The organism is Kitasatospora sp. NPDC001660 (genome assembly GCF_053596725.1).
This window is the reverse complement of sequence record NZ_JBSFGU010000008.1, coordinates 1-15,317: the sequence shown is the minus strand read 5'-3', so window position 1 is coordinate 15,317 and position 15,317 is coordinate 1. Positions and strand designations below refer to the sequence as shown.

General features: G+C 73.0%; 17 protein-coding genes and 1 pseudogene. 8 read left to right on the top strand and 10 right to left on the bottom strand.

Annotation, left to right across the window (positions count from 1 at the left end):
- The first annotated feature begins 30 nt into the window (after positions 1 to 30).
- Entirely contained in the window at positions 31 to 1,932 is a 1,902-nt protein-coding gene (locus ACWCXH_RS11340) for an amino acid transporter (protein WP_449801154.1), read from the top strand.
- A gap of 45 nt (positions 1,933 to 1,977) precedes the next feature.
- Here the strand turns inward: ACWCXH_RS11340 and ACWCXH_RS11335 are convergent, their stop codons facing one another.
- From ACWCXH_RS11335 to ACWCXH_RS11305, 7 genes are all read right to left on the bottom strand, one after another.
- Positions 1,978 to 2,247 carry a GlsB/YeaQ/YmgE family stress response membrane protein gene (locus ACWCXH_RS11335; RefSeq protein ID WP_449801153.1) on the bottom strand — a complete coding sequence of 90 codons (270 nt, stop codon included), beginning with the start codon at positions 2,245 to 2,247 and terminating at the stop codon, positions 1,978 to 1,980.
- Positions 2,248 to 2,328: 81 nt separating this feature from the next.
- Positions 2,329 to 3,438, bottom strand: a complete 1,110-nt coding sequence (locus tag ACWCXH_RS11330) for an ABC transporter ATP-binding protein (protein WP_449801152.1) — start codon at positions 3,436 to 3,438, stop codon at positions 2,329 to 2,331.
- Between the two features lie 3 nt (positions 3,439 to 3,441).
- A complete protein-coding gene (locus ACWCXH_RS11325) occupies positions 3,442 to 4,272 on the bottom strand; it encodes a carbohydrate ABC transporter permease (RefSeq protein ID WP_449801151.1) in 831 nt (276 codons plus the stop codon).
- The gene (locus tag ACWCXH_RS11320) at positions 4,269 to 5,180 is read right to left on the bottom strand and encodes a carbohydrate ABC transporter permease (protein WP_449801150.1); all 912 of its coding nucleotides are present in this window, start codon (positions 5,178 to 5,180) and stop codon (positions 4,269 to 4,271) included. The genes ACWCXH_RS11325 and ACWCXH_RS11320 overlap by 4 nt, the downstream gene beginning before the upstream one ends.
- Positions 5,177 to 6,442, bottom strand: a complete 1,266-nt coding sequence (locus tag ACWCXH_RS11315) for an ABC transporter substrate-binding protein (protein ID WP_449801149.1) — start codon at positions 6,440 to 6,442, stop codon at positions 5,177 to 5,179. The genes ACWCXH_RS11320 and ACWCXH_RS11315 overlap by 4 nt, the downstream gene beginning before the upstream one ends.
- Before the next feature lie 311 nt (positions 6,443 to 6,753).
- Complete coding sequence (locus ACWCXH_RS11310; protein WP_449801148.1) at positions 6,754 to 7,560, bottom strand: HEAT repeat domain-containing protein; 807 nt, start codon at positions 7,558 to 7,560, stop codon at positions 6,754 to 6,756.
- A gap of 53 nt (positions 7,561 to 7,613) precedes the next feature.
- Complete coding sequence (locus ACWCXH_RS11305) at positions 7,614 to 8,336, bottom strand: TetR/AcrR family transcriptional regulator (protein WP_449801147.1); 723 nt, start codon at positions 8,334 to 8,336, stop codon at positions 7,614 to 7,616.
- 111 nt (positions 8,337 to 8,447) lie between these two features.
- On the opposite strand from ACWCXH_RS11305, the gene ACWCXH_RS11300 reads away from it, so the two are divergent.
- The 3 genes from ACWCXH_RS11300 to ACWCXH_RS11290 all read left to right on the top strand — a co-directional run bounded on the left by ACWCXH_RS11300 (position 8,448) and on the right by ACWCXH_RS11290 (position 11,450).
- Entirely contained in the window at positions 8,448 to 9,635 is a 1,188-nt protein-coding gene (locus ACWCXH_RS11300) for an FAD-dependent monooxygenase (RefSeq protein WP_449801146.1), read from the top strand.
- A gap of 338 nt (positions 9,636 to 9,973) precedes the next feature.
- Positions 9,974 to 10,603 carry a CBS domain-containing protein gene (locus tag ACWCXH_RS11295; protein WP_449801145.1) on the top strand — a complete coding sequence of 210 codons (630 nt, stop codon included), beginning with the start codon at positions 9,974 to 9,976 and terminating at the stop codon, positions 10,601 to 10,603.
- 196 nt (positions 10,604 to 10,799) lie between these two features.
- Positions 10,800 to 11,450, top strand: a complete 651-nt coding sequence (locus ACWCXH_RS11290; RefSeq protein WP_449801144.1) for a beta-glucanase — start codon at positions 10,800 to 10,802, stop codon at positions 11,448 to 11,450.
- Positions 11,451 to 11,531: 81 nt separating this feature from the next.
- Here ACWCXH_RS11290 and ACWCXH_RS11285 read toward each other — a convergent pair whose 3' ends face one another.
- Positions 11,532 to 11,909, bottom strand: coding sequence for a hypothetical protein (locus ACWCXH_RS11285; RefSeq protein WP_449801143.1), 378 nt, complete (start codon positions 11,907 to 11,909; stop codon positions 11,532 to 11,534).
- Between the two features lie 153 nt (positions 11,910 to 12,062).
- Between ACWCXH_RS11285 and ACWCXH_RS11280 the strand changes: the two genes are divergently transcribed.
- Positions 12,063 to 12,374 carry an SHOCT domain-containing protein gene (locus tag ACWCXH_RS11280; protein WP_449801142.1) on the top strand — a complete coding sequence of 104 codons (312 nt, stop codon included), beginning with the start codon at positions 12,063 to 12,065 and terminating at the stop codon, positions 12,372 to 12,374.
- A 103-nt stretch (positions 12,375 to 12,477) separates the two neighbouring features.
- On the opposite strand, the gene ACWCXH_RS11275 is transcribed toward ACWCXH_RS11280, so the two are convergent.
- Entirely contained in the window at positions 12,478 to 12,888 is a 411-nt protein-coding gene (locus ACWCXH_RS11275) for an organic hydroperoxide resistance protein (RefSeq protein ID WP_449801141.1), read from the bottom strand.
- A gap of 178 nt (positions 12,889 to 13,066) precedes the next feature.
- Between ACWCXH_RS11275 and ACWCXH_RS11270 the strand changes: the two genes are divergently transcribed.
- The 3 genes from ACWCXH_RS11270 (at position 13,067) to ACWCXH_RS11260 (ending at position 15,099) form a co-directional block, all read left to right on the top strand.
- Entirely contained in the window at positions 13,067 to 13,549 is a 483-nt protein-coding gene (locus ACWCXH_RS11270; RefSeq protein WP_449801140.1) for a MarR family winged helix-turn-helix transcriptional regulator, read from the top strand.
- Positions 13,550 to 13,804: 255 nt separating this feature from the next.
- The gene (locus tag ACWCXH_RS11265; protein ID WP_449801139.1) at positions 13,805 to 14,395 is read left to right on the top strand and encodes an RNA polymerase sigma factor; all 591 of its coding nucleotides are present in this window, start codon (positions 13,805 to 13,807) and stop codon (positions 14,393 to 14,395) included.
- A complete protein-coding gene (locus ACWCXH_RS11260; protein ID WP_449801138.1) occupies positions 14,392 to 15,099 on the top strand; it encodes a hypothetical protein in 708 nt (235 codons plus the stop codon). Before ACWCXH_RS11265 ends, ACWCXH_RS11260 begins: the two co-directional genes overlap by 4 nt.
- 77 nt (positions 15,100 to 15,176) lie before the next feature.
- Here the strand turns inward: ACWCXH_RS11260 and ACWCXH_RS11255 are convergent.
- Positions 15,177 to 15,317: pseudogene (locus ACWCXH_RS11255) on the bottom strand (IS481 family transposase); the annotation flags it as partial.

The window sequence follows — 15,317 nt, the reverse complement described above, 5'->3', positions numbered from 1 at the left end:
CCGACGCGCGGCGCGAGGTTCCGGGCCTGGATGCTGGAAGGCCTGGCGGACATGGCCAAGCAGCACCCCGGTCCGCACGCGCAGGCCCCGCACGAGAAGGGCGCGCACTGGTGGCGGGTCATGTGCCTGACCGGCCTCGACTACTTCTCCACCCTCGGCTACCAGCCCGGCATCGCGGCGCTCGCCGCCGGCCTGCTGTCGCCGGTCGCGACGATCGTGCTGGTGCTCGTCACGCTGTTCGGCGCGCTGCCGGTCTACCGGCGGGTGGCCGTGGAGAGCCCGCACGGCGAGGGCTCGATCGCGATGCTGGAACGGCTGCTGTCGTTCTGGCAGGGCAAGCTCTTCGTGCTGACGCTGCTCGGCTTCGCCGCCACCGACTTCATGATCACGATCACCCTGTCGGCCGCCGACGCGACCGCGCACCTGATCGAGAACCCCCACCTGCACAGCGCCCTGACCGGCAAGCAGGTGATGCTCACCCTGATCCTGGTCGCGATGCTCGGCGGGGTGTTCCTCAAGGGTTTCAGCGAGGCGATCGGCCTGGCCGTCGTGCTCGTCGCCGTCTACCTCGCGCTCAACGTCGTGGTGGTGGTCAACGGACTCTGGCACGTCGTCAAGGCCCCGCACGTGTTCGGTGACTGGACCGACGGGCTCACCGCCGAGCACGGCAACGCCTTCGCCATGATCGGCGTGGCGCTGGTCGTCTTCCCGAAACTCGCGCTCGGTCTCTCCGGCTTCGAGACCGGCGTCGCCGTGATGCCCCACATCGAGGGCGATCCCGACGACACCGAGGAGAAGCCGACCGGGCGGATCCGCGGCGCTCGGAAACTGCTCACGACCGCCGCCGTGATCATGAGCGTCTTCCTGATCACCACGAGCCTCATCACGACGCTGCTCATCCCGAAGGACGACTTCAAGAGCGGCGGCCCGGCCAACGGACGAGCCCTCGCCTACCTGGCCCACGAGTACCTGGGCAGCGCCTTCGGCAGCATCTACGACCTGTCGACCATCGCCATCCTCTGGTTCGCCGGCGCCTCCGCGATGGCCGGGCTGCTGAACCTCATGCCGCGCTACCTGCCCCGCTACGGCATGGCCCCGCACTGGGCGCGCGCCGTGCGGCCGACGGTCATCGTGCTCACCCTGATCGCCTTCCTCGTGACGTGGATCTTCGATGCCAACGTGGACGCCCAGGGCGGCGCGTACGCGACCGGCGTGCTGGTGCTGATCAGCTCCGCCGCGGTCGCCGTCACCATCGCCGCCCGCAAGGCGAGGGAGAAGCGCTGGAGCATCACCTTCGCCGTGATCGCCGCGGTGTTCCTCTACACCACGGCCGTCAACATCGTCGAACGGTCCGACGGTGTGAAGATCGGCGCCTGCTTCATCGCCGGGATCATGCTGGTCTCCTTCCTCTCGCGGCTCAAGCGCGCCTTCGAACTGCGCGTCACGGACGTCGTGCTGGACGAGACGGCCGAGCGCTTCGTCCGCGACTACACCCACCGGCCGCTGCGGCTGATCGCCAACGAGCCGAACAGCCGCGACCTCGCCGAGTACCGGGACAAGATCCGCCAGATCCGCGCCGACAACGACATCCCGGCCGAGGACGACCTGGTCTTCGTCGAGGTCACGGTGCTCGACCCGTCCGACTTCGAGGCCGCACTGACCGTCCACGGCGAGGTGCTGCACGACCGCTACCGGGTGCTGGCACTGGAGAGCTCCAGCGTGCCGAACGCGCTGGCGGCGCTGCTGCTCCGGGTCCGGGACCTGACGGGGCAGCAGCCGCACATCTACTTCGAGTGGACCGAGGGCAACCCCTTCGCCCAGTTCCTGCGGTTCTTCCTCCTCGGGCAGGGCGAGATCGCGCCGGTCACGCGCGAGGTGCTGCGCGAGGCCGAGCCCGACCGCAGCCGGCGCCCGGCCGTGCACGTGGGCTGAGCGGCCGGTCCCCGGCGGGAGTCCCGCACCTGGCACCGGCAACCCCTAACGGCTGGGTCGCGATCTGGTCCATGCCGGGGCGACGAAGGCCACCAGGGCCACGGCGAAACCGAGTTGGAGGAAGTGCCGGATCCAGTCGACGCCCGAGGTGTGACGCACGCCGATCCAGCCGGAGACCGCGTTGCCGAGCCAGGCGCCGGCGGCGCCCAGCAGCATCGTCAGCCACCACGGGATCGGCTGCGGCCCGCGCAGGAACAGCTTGGCCAGCACGCCCAGCACGAAGCCGATGAGCAGAATCCACAGGAGCTGGAACATCGCGGTCCACCTTTCGGGCGGGGTCCGTCCCATGATCGCCCGGTTCGGCCGGACTGGCACGTCGGTGGGGTGCGCCACTGGTCAGCGGGCCGCGGAGGTGAGCGCGGCGCCCGTGCCGGGGTCGAAGACGTGCAGCCGGGCGGTGTCCACCCACAGCTCCAGCGGGCGGCCCTCGGCGGCCCGGGTGGCGGTGCCGATCCGGGCCACGACCTCGGGCCCGCCCTCGGCGGTGAAGTGCACGAACACGTCCGAGCCGACCGACTCCAGCACCTCGACACCCACCGTCACCGTCCGCCCGCCGGGCGGGTGCTCCAGCAGCGAGGCGTCCTCGAAGTGCTCCGGGCGGATGCCCACCACCACCCGGCGCGGCGCGTCGGCCCCCTCCAGCCGCCTCCGCAGCCGGTCGTCGAGCGGCAGCTCGCCCAGCGCGGTGCGCAGTGCGCCCTCCTCCAGGGTGGCGTCCAGGACGTTCATGGCGGGCGAGCCGATGAACCCGGCGACGAACAGGTTCACCGGGTGGTCGTACAGCTCCTGCGGCGCGCCGACCTGCTGGACGACCCCGCCGCGCATCACCACGACGCGGTCGCCGAGCGTCATCGCCTCGACCTGGTCGTGGGTGACGTACACGGTCGTGGTGCCGAGGCGGCGCTGGAGGCGGGCGATCTGGGTGCGCATCTGGACCCGCAGCTGGGCGTCCAGGTTGGACAGCGGCTCGTCCATCAGGAAGGCCTTCGGCGCGCGGACGATGGCCCGGCCCATCGCGACCCGCTGGCGCTGGCCGCCGGAGAGCTGGGCCGGGCGGCGCTCCAGGTGCTCGGTGAGGTCGAGGACGCGGGCGGCCTCCTCGACCTTGCGGGCGATCTCCGCCTTGTCCGTGCCGGCCAACCGCAGGGCGAAGCCCATGTTCTGGCGTACCGTCATGTGCGGGTAGAGGGCGTAGCTCTGGAACACCATGGCGATGTCGCGGTCCTTCGGGGCGAGGTCGTTGACGACCCGGCCGTCGATCCGCAGGATGCCCGTGGTGATGTCCTCCAGGCCCGCGATCATGTTGAGGGTGGTGGACTTGCCGCACCCGGACGGGCCGACCAGGATCACGAACTCCCCGTCCGCGATGGTCAGATCGACGCCCTGGACGGCGACCGCGCCGTCCGGGTAGTGCTTGGTGAGTCCGTCCAGGACGAGTTCGGCCATCGGTCACCCCTTCACTGCGCCGGCGGTCAGGCCGGCCACGATGCGCCGCTGGAAGAGCAGCACGAAGACCACGATCGGGACGGTGATCACCATGGCCGCCGCGGCGATCGACCCGGTCGGCTGCTGGAACTGCGAGCTGCCGGTGAAGAACGCGATCGCCGCCGGGACGGTCCGCGCGGCGCGGGTGGAGGTGAGCGAGATCGCGAACAGGAAGTCGTTCCAGCAGAAGATGAAGACGAGGATCGCGGTGGTGAACACCCCGGGTGCTGCCAGCGGGGCGATGACCAGCCGGAACGCCTGCCAGGGCGTGGCGCCGTCGACCCGGGCGGCCTTCTCCAGGTCCCACGGGATCTCCCGGAAGAACGCGGAGAGGGTGTAGATCGCCAGGGGCAGCGAGAAGGTCATGTAGGGGATGATCAGGCCGGGCCAGGTGTCGAACAGACCCAGCACGCGCTCGATGTCGAAGAGCGGGGAGACCAGCGAGATCGGCGGGAACATCGCGATCAGCAGCGACATGCCGATCAGCAGCCGCTTGCCGGGGAAGCGCAGCCGGGCGACGGCGTAGGCGGCCATGGTGCCGAGCGCGACGGCGACGGTGGTGGCGATGACGGCGATGCCGACGGAGTTGAGCAGCGCTCGGGTGAACTCGGAGGTGCGGAAGATGCCGCGGTAGTTCTCCAGCGTCCAGCGGCGGGGCACGAAGTCGCCGTCGGTGAGGGTGCTCGGGTCCTTGAAGGAGAGCGCGGCGATCCACCAGACCGGGAACAGCGCGTAGAGCACGACGACGATGTCGACGAGCGTCCATCCGGCCCGGCGCCGGGTGTCGGCGCTCATCGCCGCTCCTCCCCGCCGCCGGGCGCCGCGGCGCCGAACACCTTGACGAAGACGAGCGTGATCGCCGCCACGCACAGGAAGATCAGCACCGAGATCGCCGATCCGATGCCGAGGTTGAGCGCGGTGAACAGGTTGTCGTAGCCGAGGATGGAGACCGAACCGGTGTTGTCGGAGCCGCCGGTCAGCACGTAGATGTCGTCGAAGACGCGGAACGCGTCGAGCGTGCGGAAGAGCAGCGCCACGAGGACCGCGGGTTTCATCAGCGGCAGGACGACCAGGCGCAGGCGCTGCGCGGGGCCCGCGCCGTCCACCTGCGCGGCGCGCAGCGTCTCCTCCGGCACGAGGGCGAGGCCCGCGAGCAGCAGGAGCGCCATGAACGGGGTGGTCTTCCACACCTCGGCGAGGATGATCAGCCCGATCGCCTGCCAGTGGTCGGTGAGCGGCGCGCTGCCCGGCGGCAGCAGGGCGGCCAGGTAGCCGGTGCCGGGAGTCCAGGCGTACTGCCACGAGTACGCGGCGACCACCGTCACGATGCCGTACGGCACGAGGACGGCGGTGCGGACGGTGCCGCGCCACCGGATCGTCCGGTGCATCACCAGGGCGAGCGCGAGGCCGAGCACGAGCTCGATCGTCACCGAGACGACCGTGATCAGGGTGGTCACCCACAGCGCCTGCCACCAGTACGGACTCGACAGCACGTCCGCGTAGTTGGCGAACCCGACGAACCGCGCCCGCTGTGGGAAGCGCAGGTCGTAGCGCTGGAGGGAGAGGTAGACGGCGTAGCCGACCGGGTAGGCCGTCACGGCCGTCATCACGAGGACGGCCGGGGCGCACAGCAGCCAGCCGAGGCGGCGCTCCTGGCGGGAACCGGCGGAGGCCCTCTTCGGGTCGGCCCGGGTGATGGTCACGGGATCAGCCCCTTCGAGCCGAGTGCGTCCTTGATCTGGCCGGACAGGTCGGCGACGGTGCGTCGCGGGTCCACGGCGGAGGGCGGGGAGAGTGCGTGGGCGATGGCGATCGAGACGTTCTGGTAGGCGGGCGTGCGCGGGCGGAGGGAGGCGTTGTCGAGGGCGGTGAGGACGTCGGCGGCGAAGGGGTAGCTGCCGGTCAGCTCCGGTGCGGTGTAGAGGCTCCGGAGGGACGGCGGGAGCCCGCCCTTGAGCGCGTTGACGAGCTGGTTGTCGCGGTTGCGCAGGCAGAGCGTCGCCTCGTGGGCGAGGCCCGGGTGCCGGCTGTAGGCGCCGACCGCGAGGTTGATGCCGCCGATCGTCACGGCGGCCGGGCGGTCCGCGGTCACGGCGGGGTAGGGCGCCCAGCGGAAGTGGGCGAAGAGGTCGGGGCGGTCGGCCTTCATCGCAGGGTAGACGAACGGGTAGTTGACCTCGAACGCGGCGGTGCCGGACTCCACCGCGAGCCGGTTCTGGTCCTCCATCTGGTTGGCGAGCGACGGGTCGGCGGCGGGGGAGCGGGCGAGGTCGCGGATGATGCCGGCGGCGGTGACGGCGGGCTGACCGAGGGAGGGCGCATCGGCGTCGGGCGTGAGCACGGAGCCGCCGGCGCTGCTGACGAGGGTGTTGAACCAGACGGTCAGGCCCTCGTACCGGGCGCCCTGCACCTCGACGTAGTGAGGCTTGCCCTCCTTCGCCAGGGCGTCCGCCTGTGCGAGCAACTCGGCCCACGTGCGGGGCGGGGTGGGGGTGAGGTCGTCGCGGTACCAGAGGAGTTGGGTGTTGGAGTTGTAGGGCGCGGCGTAGAGGCGGTCCTTCCAGGTGGCCGTCTTCAGCGCGGCGGGCAGGGTGTCGGCGGTGACCTCGTCCTTCTGCGCGCCGGTCCACGCGCGGATCCAGCCCGCCTCCGCGAACTCCGGCGCCCAGGTGACGTCCAGCCCCAGGATGTCCACGCCGGCGTCGTGCGCGGCGAGGCGGCGGACGAGCTGCTGGCGCTGGCCGTCGGCGGTGCGCGGGAGCTTGTCGTAGCGGATCGTGTAGCGCCCGCCCGAGGCCCGGCCGCAGGCGTCGGCGGCCTGCTGGAGGGCGCCGGAGTCGTCGGGGAAGTTGTACCAGTCGAGCGTCGCCGGGCCGGTGGTGGTGCCGCCGCTGCCGCACGCCGTGAGCGCCAGCGCCAGCGCGACCAGGACCGACCGCAGGCGCGGGCAACGGCGTGTGGGCATCTCACTCCCGGACTGGGCGGCTCGCGTCCCGCCACGCTAGGGCAGCGGACGTGCACGGACGAGGACTTCGCAGGTCGTGGCGCGGGCGGGCGGTTGTGCGGCGGCGCCCCGCGCGCCCCCCTGGGTGTCGGTGGCGTGTGCCACGCTCGGCGGGTGGAGATCACGGGAGTGGAGATCACGGGATGCGAGTCCTTGGCACGTGGGACACGGAAGTGACCGCGGGGCGCAGCGTGACGGACCCCGAGGAGCCCTCCGTGAACCGGAGCAGCGGGGCGTTCGAGGTGCGGGAGGGGTACTGAGGGCTCTGCGGCTCAGTCGTTGTCGTCCAGGACCGCTTCGGCGGCTTCGCGGACGTCGGGGTGGGGGTCGGCGGCGAGAGCGGTGAGGAGCTCCCGCGTGCCCGGGGTGGACCAGCCGCAGACGGCCCGGACGAGTGCCTCGCGGACGTCGGGGTCGGGGTGGGCGGCGAGGTGGGCGACGCGGTCGACGGGGCCCCGGCGGCGCAGCGAGAACCAGTGGAGGGCGGCGCGGAGTTCGGCCGGGTCGCCCGGGGTGCCGGCGGCGTCGATGCGGGCCAGCAGGACGCGCACCGGCGGGGGCGGGCCGTCCAGCGGGTGCGGGTGGCGTTCGCGCAGGCGGCGGCCGCCGTACTCGCCCCGGATCCGGCAGCCGAAGCACGTGCAGGGGCGGGTGCCGTGGGCGTCCGGGAGGTAGCGCCAGCCGGTGACCTGGGGCGCGGTGCGGATCCGGTGGATCTCGCGGGCGCCCACCGCGCGGGGCAGGAACACCTCCCAGCCGCGCGGGTCCGCCAGCGCGCGGATCCGGCGCACCGCCTCGGCGGCCGGCATGTGGCGCTGGGCGTCCTTGGCGCGGTCCCGGTAGTGGCCGGCCAGGACCGGTTCGTCGTCGGGTAGGCGGACGTGCACCGCGACGAGCCCGCCCCGGGTGCCGAACCGGGCCAGCTCGCGCAGCCACTGGTGGGTCAGCGTGTACGAGGGCAGAACGGGGAAGCAGTACACGCCGCGCCCGCCGCCCTGCCCGCGGCTGTCGGCCCGGATGCCGGCGCGGCGGACCCGGGGTGCGTCAGCGGTCGAGGTCAGGTGCACGAACATCGCCATGGGGCGGCATCGTAGCGACCGTGCCGGGGCTGGTTCGACCGGATTACGGCTGCTCACGGCTGCCCGGTGCGGCGGTCGATCAGGGCTTCCAGGCCGTCCAGGATGCGGGCGAGGCCGAAGTCCAGCGCGTTGTCCCGGCCGCCCGGTTCGGCCATGGCGGCGGCGAGGGCGGGGTAGTCGTCGGCGTGCCGCTGGACCAGGACGCCGAGGGCCGCGAGGAGCCGGGCCTCGGGGGAGCCGTCCGCCCCGGCGGCGCGGGCCTGCTGGGCGATGCCGCGGACGTGCCCGGCGAGCAGGACGGCGGCGTCCATGCGCTCGGCGCCGGTGAGGCCGTGGCCGTCCAGGGCGGACACGATCCGCTCCAGCCAGGCGAGTTCCTTCGGGCCCATCACGCGGGGGCCGACGGTGGCGTCGAGCAGCCACGGGTGGGCGACGAACGACCGCATCAACTCCGCGGCCCACGCGGTGAGCTGGTCCCGCCAGTGGCCGCCCGCGGGCGAGCCCGGCGGCTCGGCGACGGCGAACTCGACCATGAGCGCGACCAGTTCCGCCTTGCCGGGGACGTAGCGGTAGAGCGCCATCTTCGTGTAGTCGAGCAGCCCGGCCACCTTCTGCATCGAGACGGCGCCGAGGCCTTCCGCGTCCGCGACCTCGATGCCCGCCGCGGCGATCCGCTCCAGGCTCAGAGCCGGCTTCGGCCCGCGCGTGGGCTTGGCCGGTGGGCCCCAGAGCAGCCGCACCGTGTCGTTCGCCGGCTCGTCCACGTCTGCTGCCACGTCCGCTCCTCGGGGCCTTGCGTCCGGAATCAACTGTGTCTACCGTACACAGCAGCTTAACTGTGTCTGATGGACGCAGTTCTGGACCCCTATGGGACGGAGTGGTTTCCGATGAGCACCAAGGTCCTGATCTCGGGCGCGAGCATCGCCGGCCCCGCCCTCGCCCACTGGCTCGGCCGGTACGGCTTCGAGGTCACCGTCGTCGAACTGGCCCCCGCGCTGCGCGGCGGCGGGCAGGACGTCGACTTCCGTGGCGCGACCCACCTCACCGTGCTGGAGCGGATGGGCGTGCTCGACGAGCTGCGCGCCCTCGGCACCGGCGGCAGCCCGATCACCTTCGTCGGCCCGGACGGACGCCGGCTCCTCCACCTGCCCGCCGAGTTCGCGGGCGGCGACGTGGAGGTCCCGCGCGGCGAACTGGCCCAGCTGCTGCACCGGTACAGCGCCGCCCGCGCCGAGTACGTCTTCGGTGACTCGATCACCGCCTTGGAGGAGACACCCAGCGGCGTCCGGGCGGCCTTCCGGCGCGGCGCGGAGCGCGAGTTCGACCTGGTGATCGGCGCCGACGGGCTGCACTCCAACGTCCGCCGGCTCGCCTTCGGCCCCGAGGAGCGCCACGTCCGCCACCTCGGGTACTACGCGGCCACCTGGCAGCTGCCCAACGGCTTCGGGCCGGGGTCCGGTTCGATCGGGCTGAACGTGCCCGGCCGCCTCGCCTCGGTCGGCGCCGACCACCGCGACCCGGCCCGGGCCGGCGCCTTCTTCGTCTTCGCGTCGCCCGAACTCGCCTACGACCGGCACGACACGGCGCAGCAGAAGGAGCTCGTCCGGTCCGCGTTCGACGGCCTCGGCTGGGAGGTGCCGCGGCTCCTGGAGGGCCTGCGCGAGGCGCCGGAGCTGTACTTCGACTCGATCAGCCGGGCCGACGTCCCCGCGTGGTCGACCGGCCGGATCGCCCTGCTCGGCGACGCGGCCTGCGGCGCCACCATCGGCGGAATGGGCACCGGCACCGCCGTCGTGGCCGCGTACGTCCTCGCGGGTGAACTGGCCAGGGCGCGCGGCGACCACCGCGCCGCCTTCGCCCGCTACGAGCGCCTGCTGCGCGGCTACGCCCAGGGGTGCCAGAAGGGTGGCGACCGCACCGGCCCGTTCCTGGCGCCGCGCACCGCCGGCGGCCTGCGGGTGCGCAACGCGCTGCTGAACCGGCGCTGGGTCCTGGACCGGATGCTGGCGCTGGGCAGGCAGGTGACCACTGTCGAACTGCCCCACTACGAGTCCGAGTTGGCGCCTCGGGGGTGAGGCGCCCAGGAGCGGGCGGCCGGCGAGTCGATCACGTGATGGCTGCACCGTCCGGGATGGCGGGACGGTGTCCGCGGCGGCGCCGATGGACGGGTCCGTGTGGACGCCCGCGCACGGGGTCGCCGTTCCCTCCTGAGCGTCGGCGGGGCCGACTTCCCGGCCGCCCGTCATCACCGCGTTCGGCGGGAGGGCCGTAGGTCCCACCCGTTCGGCCCCTTGGCCCCTGGCGATCGCCGCCGCCGGGGGTCATGCTGCGGGTACCGGTCGGGAGGAACCGGCCGGAGGAGCCCGTTGGACGAGGTGAACCGGCGTTGCGGCATGCCACCGTCGAATCAGTGATGACCAGTCCCGTGGTCCGGGTCGCGCCCGAGACCGGTTTCCGGGAGATCGTCGCGCTGCTGACCGACTACGACATCACCGGCGTGCCGGTGGTCGACGCCGACGGGCGGCCGCTCGGCGTCGTCTCCGAGGCCGACCTGCTGCGCACCCTGGCCGCCCAGGAGGACCCGGGCGGCCTGCTGCCCGCCCCGGAGGCGGCGCAGGCGACTCCGGTCGGCGCGGTCACGGCGGCGGACCTGATGACGACGCAGCCGGTCTGCACCACACCCGACACCAGCGTGGTCGCCGCGGCCCGGCTGATGAGCCGGCACGGGCTGAAGCGCCTGCCGGTGCTGGACGACGACGGCAGGGTCATCGGCGTGGTGAGCCGCGGGGACCTCCTGCGGGTGTTCCTGCGCGAGGACCACGTGATCCGGCGCGAGATCGTCGAGGAGGTGCTCGGGCGGATCGACGGCGTCAGCCCGGCCGAGATCGGCGTCGAGGTGGAGCAGGGCCGGGTGGTGCTCAGCGGCACGGTGCCCGAGCCGCACCTCGTGCCGATCGTGCTGAACCTGTGCCGCTCGGTGGACGGCGTGGTGTCGGTGACCGACCGGCTCGACTCCGGCGGAGCGACCGCGGCCGCGGGCTGACGGAAGCCGACAGTCGTCAACTGTGTTCATGGAGAGTGGAGTTGACGGCGTTCATGGAATCCGGGGTCGACGGCGTCGGCGGCGCGGGCCCGGGCACCCCGATTTGCCTTCGCATACTGCGGAGAGTATCGGGTAACTCACTCCTTGTGTCCGGCGGGCAGGACTGCCGGAACAGCGGAGCACCGGGGAGGCGGCCGTGGCAGTCGTGTTCGACGCGGACTTCACTTCGACCAGGCAGTGGATCGCCGGGCGCACCAGCGCCTATCCACAGATGGGGCCGACCAATCGGAGCGACCACAAACTCGACTACCTCAGCCGTGCGTACTGCCCCGGGGGCGTGTTCACGGCCACCCGCCGGCCCGTCGGCGGGCTGTGGACGTGCAGCCTGCTGACCACCGAGGGCAGCCCCGAGGGATTCCAGGTCCGCACCGGGGACGAGCTGTCGGCGCTCATCACGCTGCCCGTCGCCGTCGGCGCGTGGCCGGCGATCTGGACCTGGCGGGACGGCGGCAACGAGGTGGACGCCTTCGAGTACCACCCGGACAACCCGGACCTCCTGGAGCTCTCCAACCACGTCCGGGGCGGCTTCCGGTACTGGCGCGGCGGGGACAGCGGCATCGCCCCGGGCGCGACCTTCGGGCTGCGGGTGGTGCTCGGCTCGCACTCGGTGGACTGGTACGTCGGGGACGAGCTCGTGTACGCGGACCTGCACGGGGTCGGGCCGGCCTGGCACGCGTACCTGATCGTCAACCTGTCGGTGGCGGACGGGACGTACCACGACCGCCCGCCGGCCGGCGGGCCGGACCGGCTCAGCTGGGTGTGCCGCAGCCTCGTCGTGGAGCGTTGAGGTCCCGGCTGCTCCGGTGGGCCGGCGCTCGGGCGGTCGGTGTGCGGGTGGCCGGTGCCCGGATGGCCGGCGCTCGGGCGGTCAGTGCTCGGGCGGGAACGTGGCGGTGATCGGACCGCGCGGGCCGGAGCGCTGGAACCAGACGACCCGGCGGTGCGAGCCGATGTGCGCGGGGTACGTCACGTAGAGGTCGTCGCGCGGGGCGGTCTCGTTGCCCGGCGCGAGGGCCGCGTCCGCGGCGTCGGCGGCGATCGCGCACAGCAGGGCGTGGGCGGTGGTCTCGGCGGCGGCCGGGGCGATGGCGAGGGCGGTGAGCTCGGCCCACAGCGCGGTGGAGACGTACGAGATCGGCGAGTGGCCGAGCGCGGGGTGCGGGCGGCCGTCCGCGTGGCGCCGGAGCACCCCGGCGGCGACGAGCTGCTCGGCGGAGCGCTCGCCGGCCGGTGCGTGGTGGTCCATGGGCCGAAACGCTACCCCGGCCTGCGGTGCCAGTGCTGCAAGAGCGATTTCTCACGCATTCTTCAGCGCACTTCGGGGGTCCGTGGGCGCACGATGGTGGTACTGGCGACAGTCACCTCGACAGGCCCGCTGGGGCCGGAGGAGGAGGTCCCGATGAGGCACTGGCACGGGTACGTGCACCAAGGGCTGAGTGGCTGGGGCATCGCCCTGATGGTGCTCGTGATGCTGCTGGTCCTGGTGTTGCTGGTGCTCGCCGCCGTGGCCCTGTCCCGGTACGTCTCGCGCTCGCACCGGCCCCTGCCGCGCGGTGCGGCCGCTGCCGGTCCGTCGCGGTCGGCGGTGGCGGGGCTGACCCCGGAGCAGCTGCTCGCGGAGCGGTTCGCGCGCGGGGAGATCGATGCGGAGGAGTACCGGCTCAGATTGGACACGTTGCGGTCCGCGTACGGGCCGGAGCCGGGCGGCTGAGGGGCGGCCGGTCGGGTGCCGGTACGGGCCGGGGCCCGCCGCATCGAGGGTGTGCGGCGGGCCCCGGGGCCCTGCTCGGGCTTGGTGGCTGTCGATGCCGTGGTTACTCGACGACGAGCTCGACCGGGATGTTGCCGCGGGTGGCCCGGGAGTACGGGCAGACCTCGTGCGCCTGCTTGACCAGCAGCTCGCCGTTCCCGCCCGCGAGCGACTCGGGCAGCTCGACGCGCAGCACGACGGAGAGGCCGAAGCCGGCGTCGTCCTTGCCGATGCTGACCTCGGCGGTGACCGAGACCTCGCTGGTGTCGACCCGGGCCTGGCGGCCGACCAGGCCCAGCGCGCTGGCGAAGCAGGCCGCGTAGCCGGCGGCGAACAGCTGCTCGGGGTTGGTGCCCTGGCCGCTGCCGCCGAGCGCGGGCGGCATCGCCAGGGTCAGGTCCAGCTGCCCGTCGGAGCTGACGGCGCGGCCCTCGCGGCCGTTCGCGGTGGCGGCTGCGGTGTAGAGCGCGTCCATGGTGCGTTCCCTTCTGCTGTTCCTGCTGCGGGTGGTCCTGCTGGTGGTCCTGCGGGGCCGGTGCTCCTCGGGTGGTCTAGCTCCCGTGGTGGCCGCGGCCCCCGCCGACGACAAGTAGAGCACGCAATTCAATTGCGCACAACTAAGTCGCGTGAACTCGATCGGTACCATGGGGCGCATGACCACGCCTCCCGGACTCCCCGCCACGTCGGGCGAGCGACTGCTCCGCCTCGACCAGCAGATCTGCTTCTCGCTGAACGCGGCCTCGCGCGCCTTCGGCGGTGTCTACCGCGTGCTGCTCAAGGACCTCGGGCTCACCTACCCGCAGTACCTCGTCATGCTCGTGCTGTGGGAGGACGGCGAACTGCCGGTCAAGCGGATCGGCGAGCGCCTGCGGCTGGACTCCGGCACGCTCTCGCCGCTGCTCAAGCGGTTGGAGGCGGCCGGGCTGGTGCGCCGCGAGCGCAGCCCGGAGGACGAGCGGTCGGTGACCGTCGCGCTCACCCCGGAGGGCGCCGTGCTGCGCGAGCGGGCCGGGCAGGTGCCGCGCCGGCTGCTCACGGCGACCGGGATGCCCGTCGAGGACCTCGCCGCGCTGCGCGTCCTGCTCGACCGGGTGACCGCGGCGCTGGACGCGGCGGCGGTGGAGCCGGTCGAGTAGCTCCGTGCGCCGTCGGTCAAGTCGGCGGACTCTTGAGTGTGATCTGCGTCACTGTCGAGCCGGCCTGTGGCTCCCGCGAGCCGGAACGGGCAGGTCAGCGCGGGTGTCCGGAAGTGAACGGAAGCGGTCGATTATTGCCCGTCGGATCGGGTCAACAACCCGCCGCCCCGGGACGGTTACACCACGAGCCCCCGACGGGGCCGTCGGCGTGCCATCCGGTGGGCCGGCCACCGACTCATGGAAAAGGGGAAGCGCGTGCCGACCACCCCCGGGCCGGGCGAGGAGCACGACGTGCGAACGGATCCGCTCGACGGCCTGCCGGCCGACTTCGACGCCTTCTTCACCCGCGAGAACCCCGGCTACCTCCGGTACGCGCAGCAGCGGCTGCGCCACCGCGAGGACGCGCAGGACGCCGTCCAGAACGCCGGCGCCGCGCTGTACCAGAACTGGCGCCGGGCCCTGGCCAGCGCCGATCCGCAGGCCTTCGCGTTCAAGATCCTCAAGGACGCGATCGTGGACGTCCTGCGCGAGCGCCACCGCGCCGAGCGCAAGCGGCTCAAGGTGATCGCCCAGCGCCGCCCCGACACCAGCCAGGACGAGCTGGAGGAGCTCGCCGAACTCGACGCCCTGGACTGGGCGATGGAGGAACTCGCGCGCAGCGCCCCGGTCCAGGCCGACGTGGTCAGGCTGCGCCAGGCCGGTCTCTCCTACCCGGACATCGGCCGCGCGCTCGGCATCGCGCACACCACCGCCCGCACGTACTACAGCCTCGGGCGGCGGCACCTGGAGTACCTGCTGGAGCACGCGAGCGGCGGCGAGTCGGGCGAGGGGCGGGCGGCGGAATGAACCTGACCGACCTGCTGAGGGCGCACTGCGCCGGGCTGGAACGGGAGTTCCACGACCACGATCCGGTGGACTTCACCCGGCGCCTCGCCGATCGCCTCGCGGCCGATCGTCTGGCGTCCGGACGCCCGGTGTCCGAGCGGTCGGCGGGTGCGGGCCGGGACCGGACCGTCCGCCCGGCCGCCGGCCGTCGTGCCGGGGCGCGGCGGGAGGGCGCCGGTCGCGCCGAACTCCGGCGCGACCTCCGGCACTTGTGCCGGGGGGTGGCGGGCACGGTGGAGCCGTGCGAACTCGCGCTGGACCTGGAGCTCGCCGAGAAGGCGGCCTTCCGCACCCTCGGCTGCCTGCTCTACGGCATGGGGCGCTCCGCCGACGCCGTGTTCTGGTGGCGGATCGCCGCGCAGTTCGGCGACCAACTGGCCGTCCACTGCCTCGCGGTGCACTACGCGGCCGAGGGCGAGGACGGCGACGCGGCGCGCTGGGCCGTCCAGGCGCAGGACCTCAGCGCCCCGGGCAGGCTGCCCGCCCTCGCCCGCGACGTCCGGCCGGACGGGGCGGCGGAGCTGGTGCGGGTGCTGGCGGAACGGTTCGACGGCGAGATCGTGCTGACGCTGCGGGAGATACCGGGCGCGGTGCGCCCTCGTGCGGACGGTGGTCGGCTGGGTGTCCGGACGGTGCGGGGGAGGGGGCCGGTGCGGATCCGGTGACCCCGACGGCGACGGCCCCCGCCCGCACGCGACGTGCGGACGGGGGCCGATGGTCCGGCGGCCGGTGTACCTACCGACTAGCTGTTCTGACCCGTGAGGTTGGGGACGCGGCTGGCGGGTGGTTTGCCTGCGAGTGCGGTGTGTCCGCGGTGGTGATTGTAGGTGTGGAGCCAGTCGGGGTAGGCGTCGCGTCGTTCCTGCTCGGTGCGGTAGGGCCG

What these genes read in the sequence shown, in the direction of transcription:
- ACWCXH_RS11340 (WP_449801154.1), top strand. Translation starts at nt 31, where the DNA reads ATGCTGGAAGGCCTGGCGGACATGGCCAAGCAGCACCCCGGTCCGCAC.
- ACWCXH_RS11335 (WP_449801153.1), bottom strand. Translation starts at nt 2,247, where the DNA reads ATGTTCCAGCTCCTGTGGATTCTGCTCATCGGCTTCGTGCTGGGCGTG.
- ACWCXH_RS11330 (WP_449801152.1), bottom strand. Translation starts at nt 3,438, where the DNA reads ATGGCCGAACTCGTCCTGGACGGACTCACCAAGCACTACCCGGACGGC.
- ACWCXH_RS11325 (WP_449801151.1), bottom strand. Translation starts at nt 4,272, where the DNA reads ATGAGCGCCGACACCCGGCGCCGGGCCGGATGGACGCTCGTCGACATC.
- ACWCXH_RS11315 (WP_449801149.1), bottom strand. Translation starts at nt 6,442, where the DNA reads ATGCCCACACGCCGTTGCCCGCGCCTGCGGTCGGTCCTGGTCGCGCTG.
- ACWCXH_RS11310 (WP_449801148.1), bottom strand. Translation starts at nt 7,560, where the DNA reads ATGGCGATGTTCGTGCACCTGACCTCGACCGCTGACGCACCCCGGGTC.
- ACWCXH_RS11300 (WP_449801146.1), top strand. Translation starts at nt 8,448, where the DNA reads ATGAGCACCAAGGTCCTGATCTCGGGCGCGAGCATCGCCGGCCCCGCC.
- ACWCXH_RS11295 (WP_449801145.1), top strand. Translation starts at nt 9,974, where the DNA reads ATGACCAGTCCCGTGGTCCGGGTCGCGCCCGAGACCGGTTTCCGGGAG.
- ACWCXH_RS11285 (WP_449801143.1), bottom strand. Translation starts at nt 11,909, where the DNA reads ATGGACCACCACGCACCGGCCGGCGAGCGCTCCGCCGAGCAGCTCGTC.
- ACWCXH_RS11280 (WP_449801142.1), top strand. Translation starts at nt 12,063, where the DNA reads ATGAGGCACTGGCACGGGTACGTGCACCAAGGGCTGAGTGGCTGGGGC.
- ACWCXH_RS11275 (WP_449801141.1), bottom strand. Translation starts at nt 12,888, where the DNA reads ATGGACGCGCTCTACACCGCAGCCGCCACCGCGAACGGCCGCGAGGGC.
- ACWCXH_RS11270 (WP_449801140.1), top strand. Translation starts at nt 13,067, where the DNA reads ATGACCACGCCTCCCGGACTCCCCGCCACGTCGGGCGAGCGACTGCTC.
- ACWCXH_RS11260 (WP_449801138.1), top strand. Translation starts at nt 14,392, where the DNA reads ATGAACCTGACCGACCTGCTGAGGGCGCACTGCGCCGGGCTGGAACGG.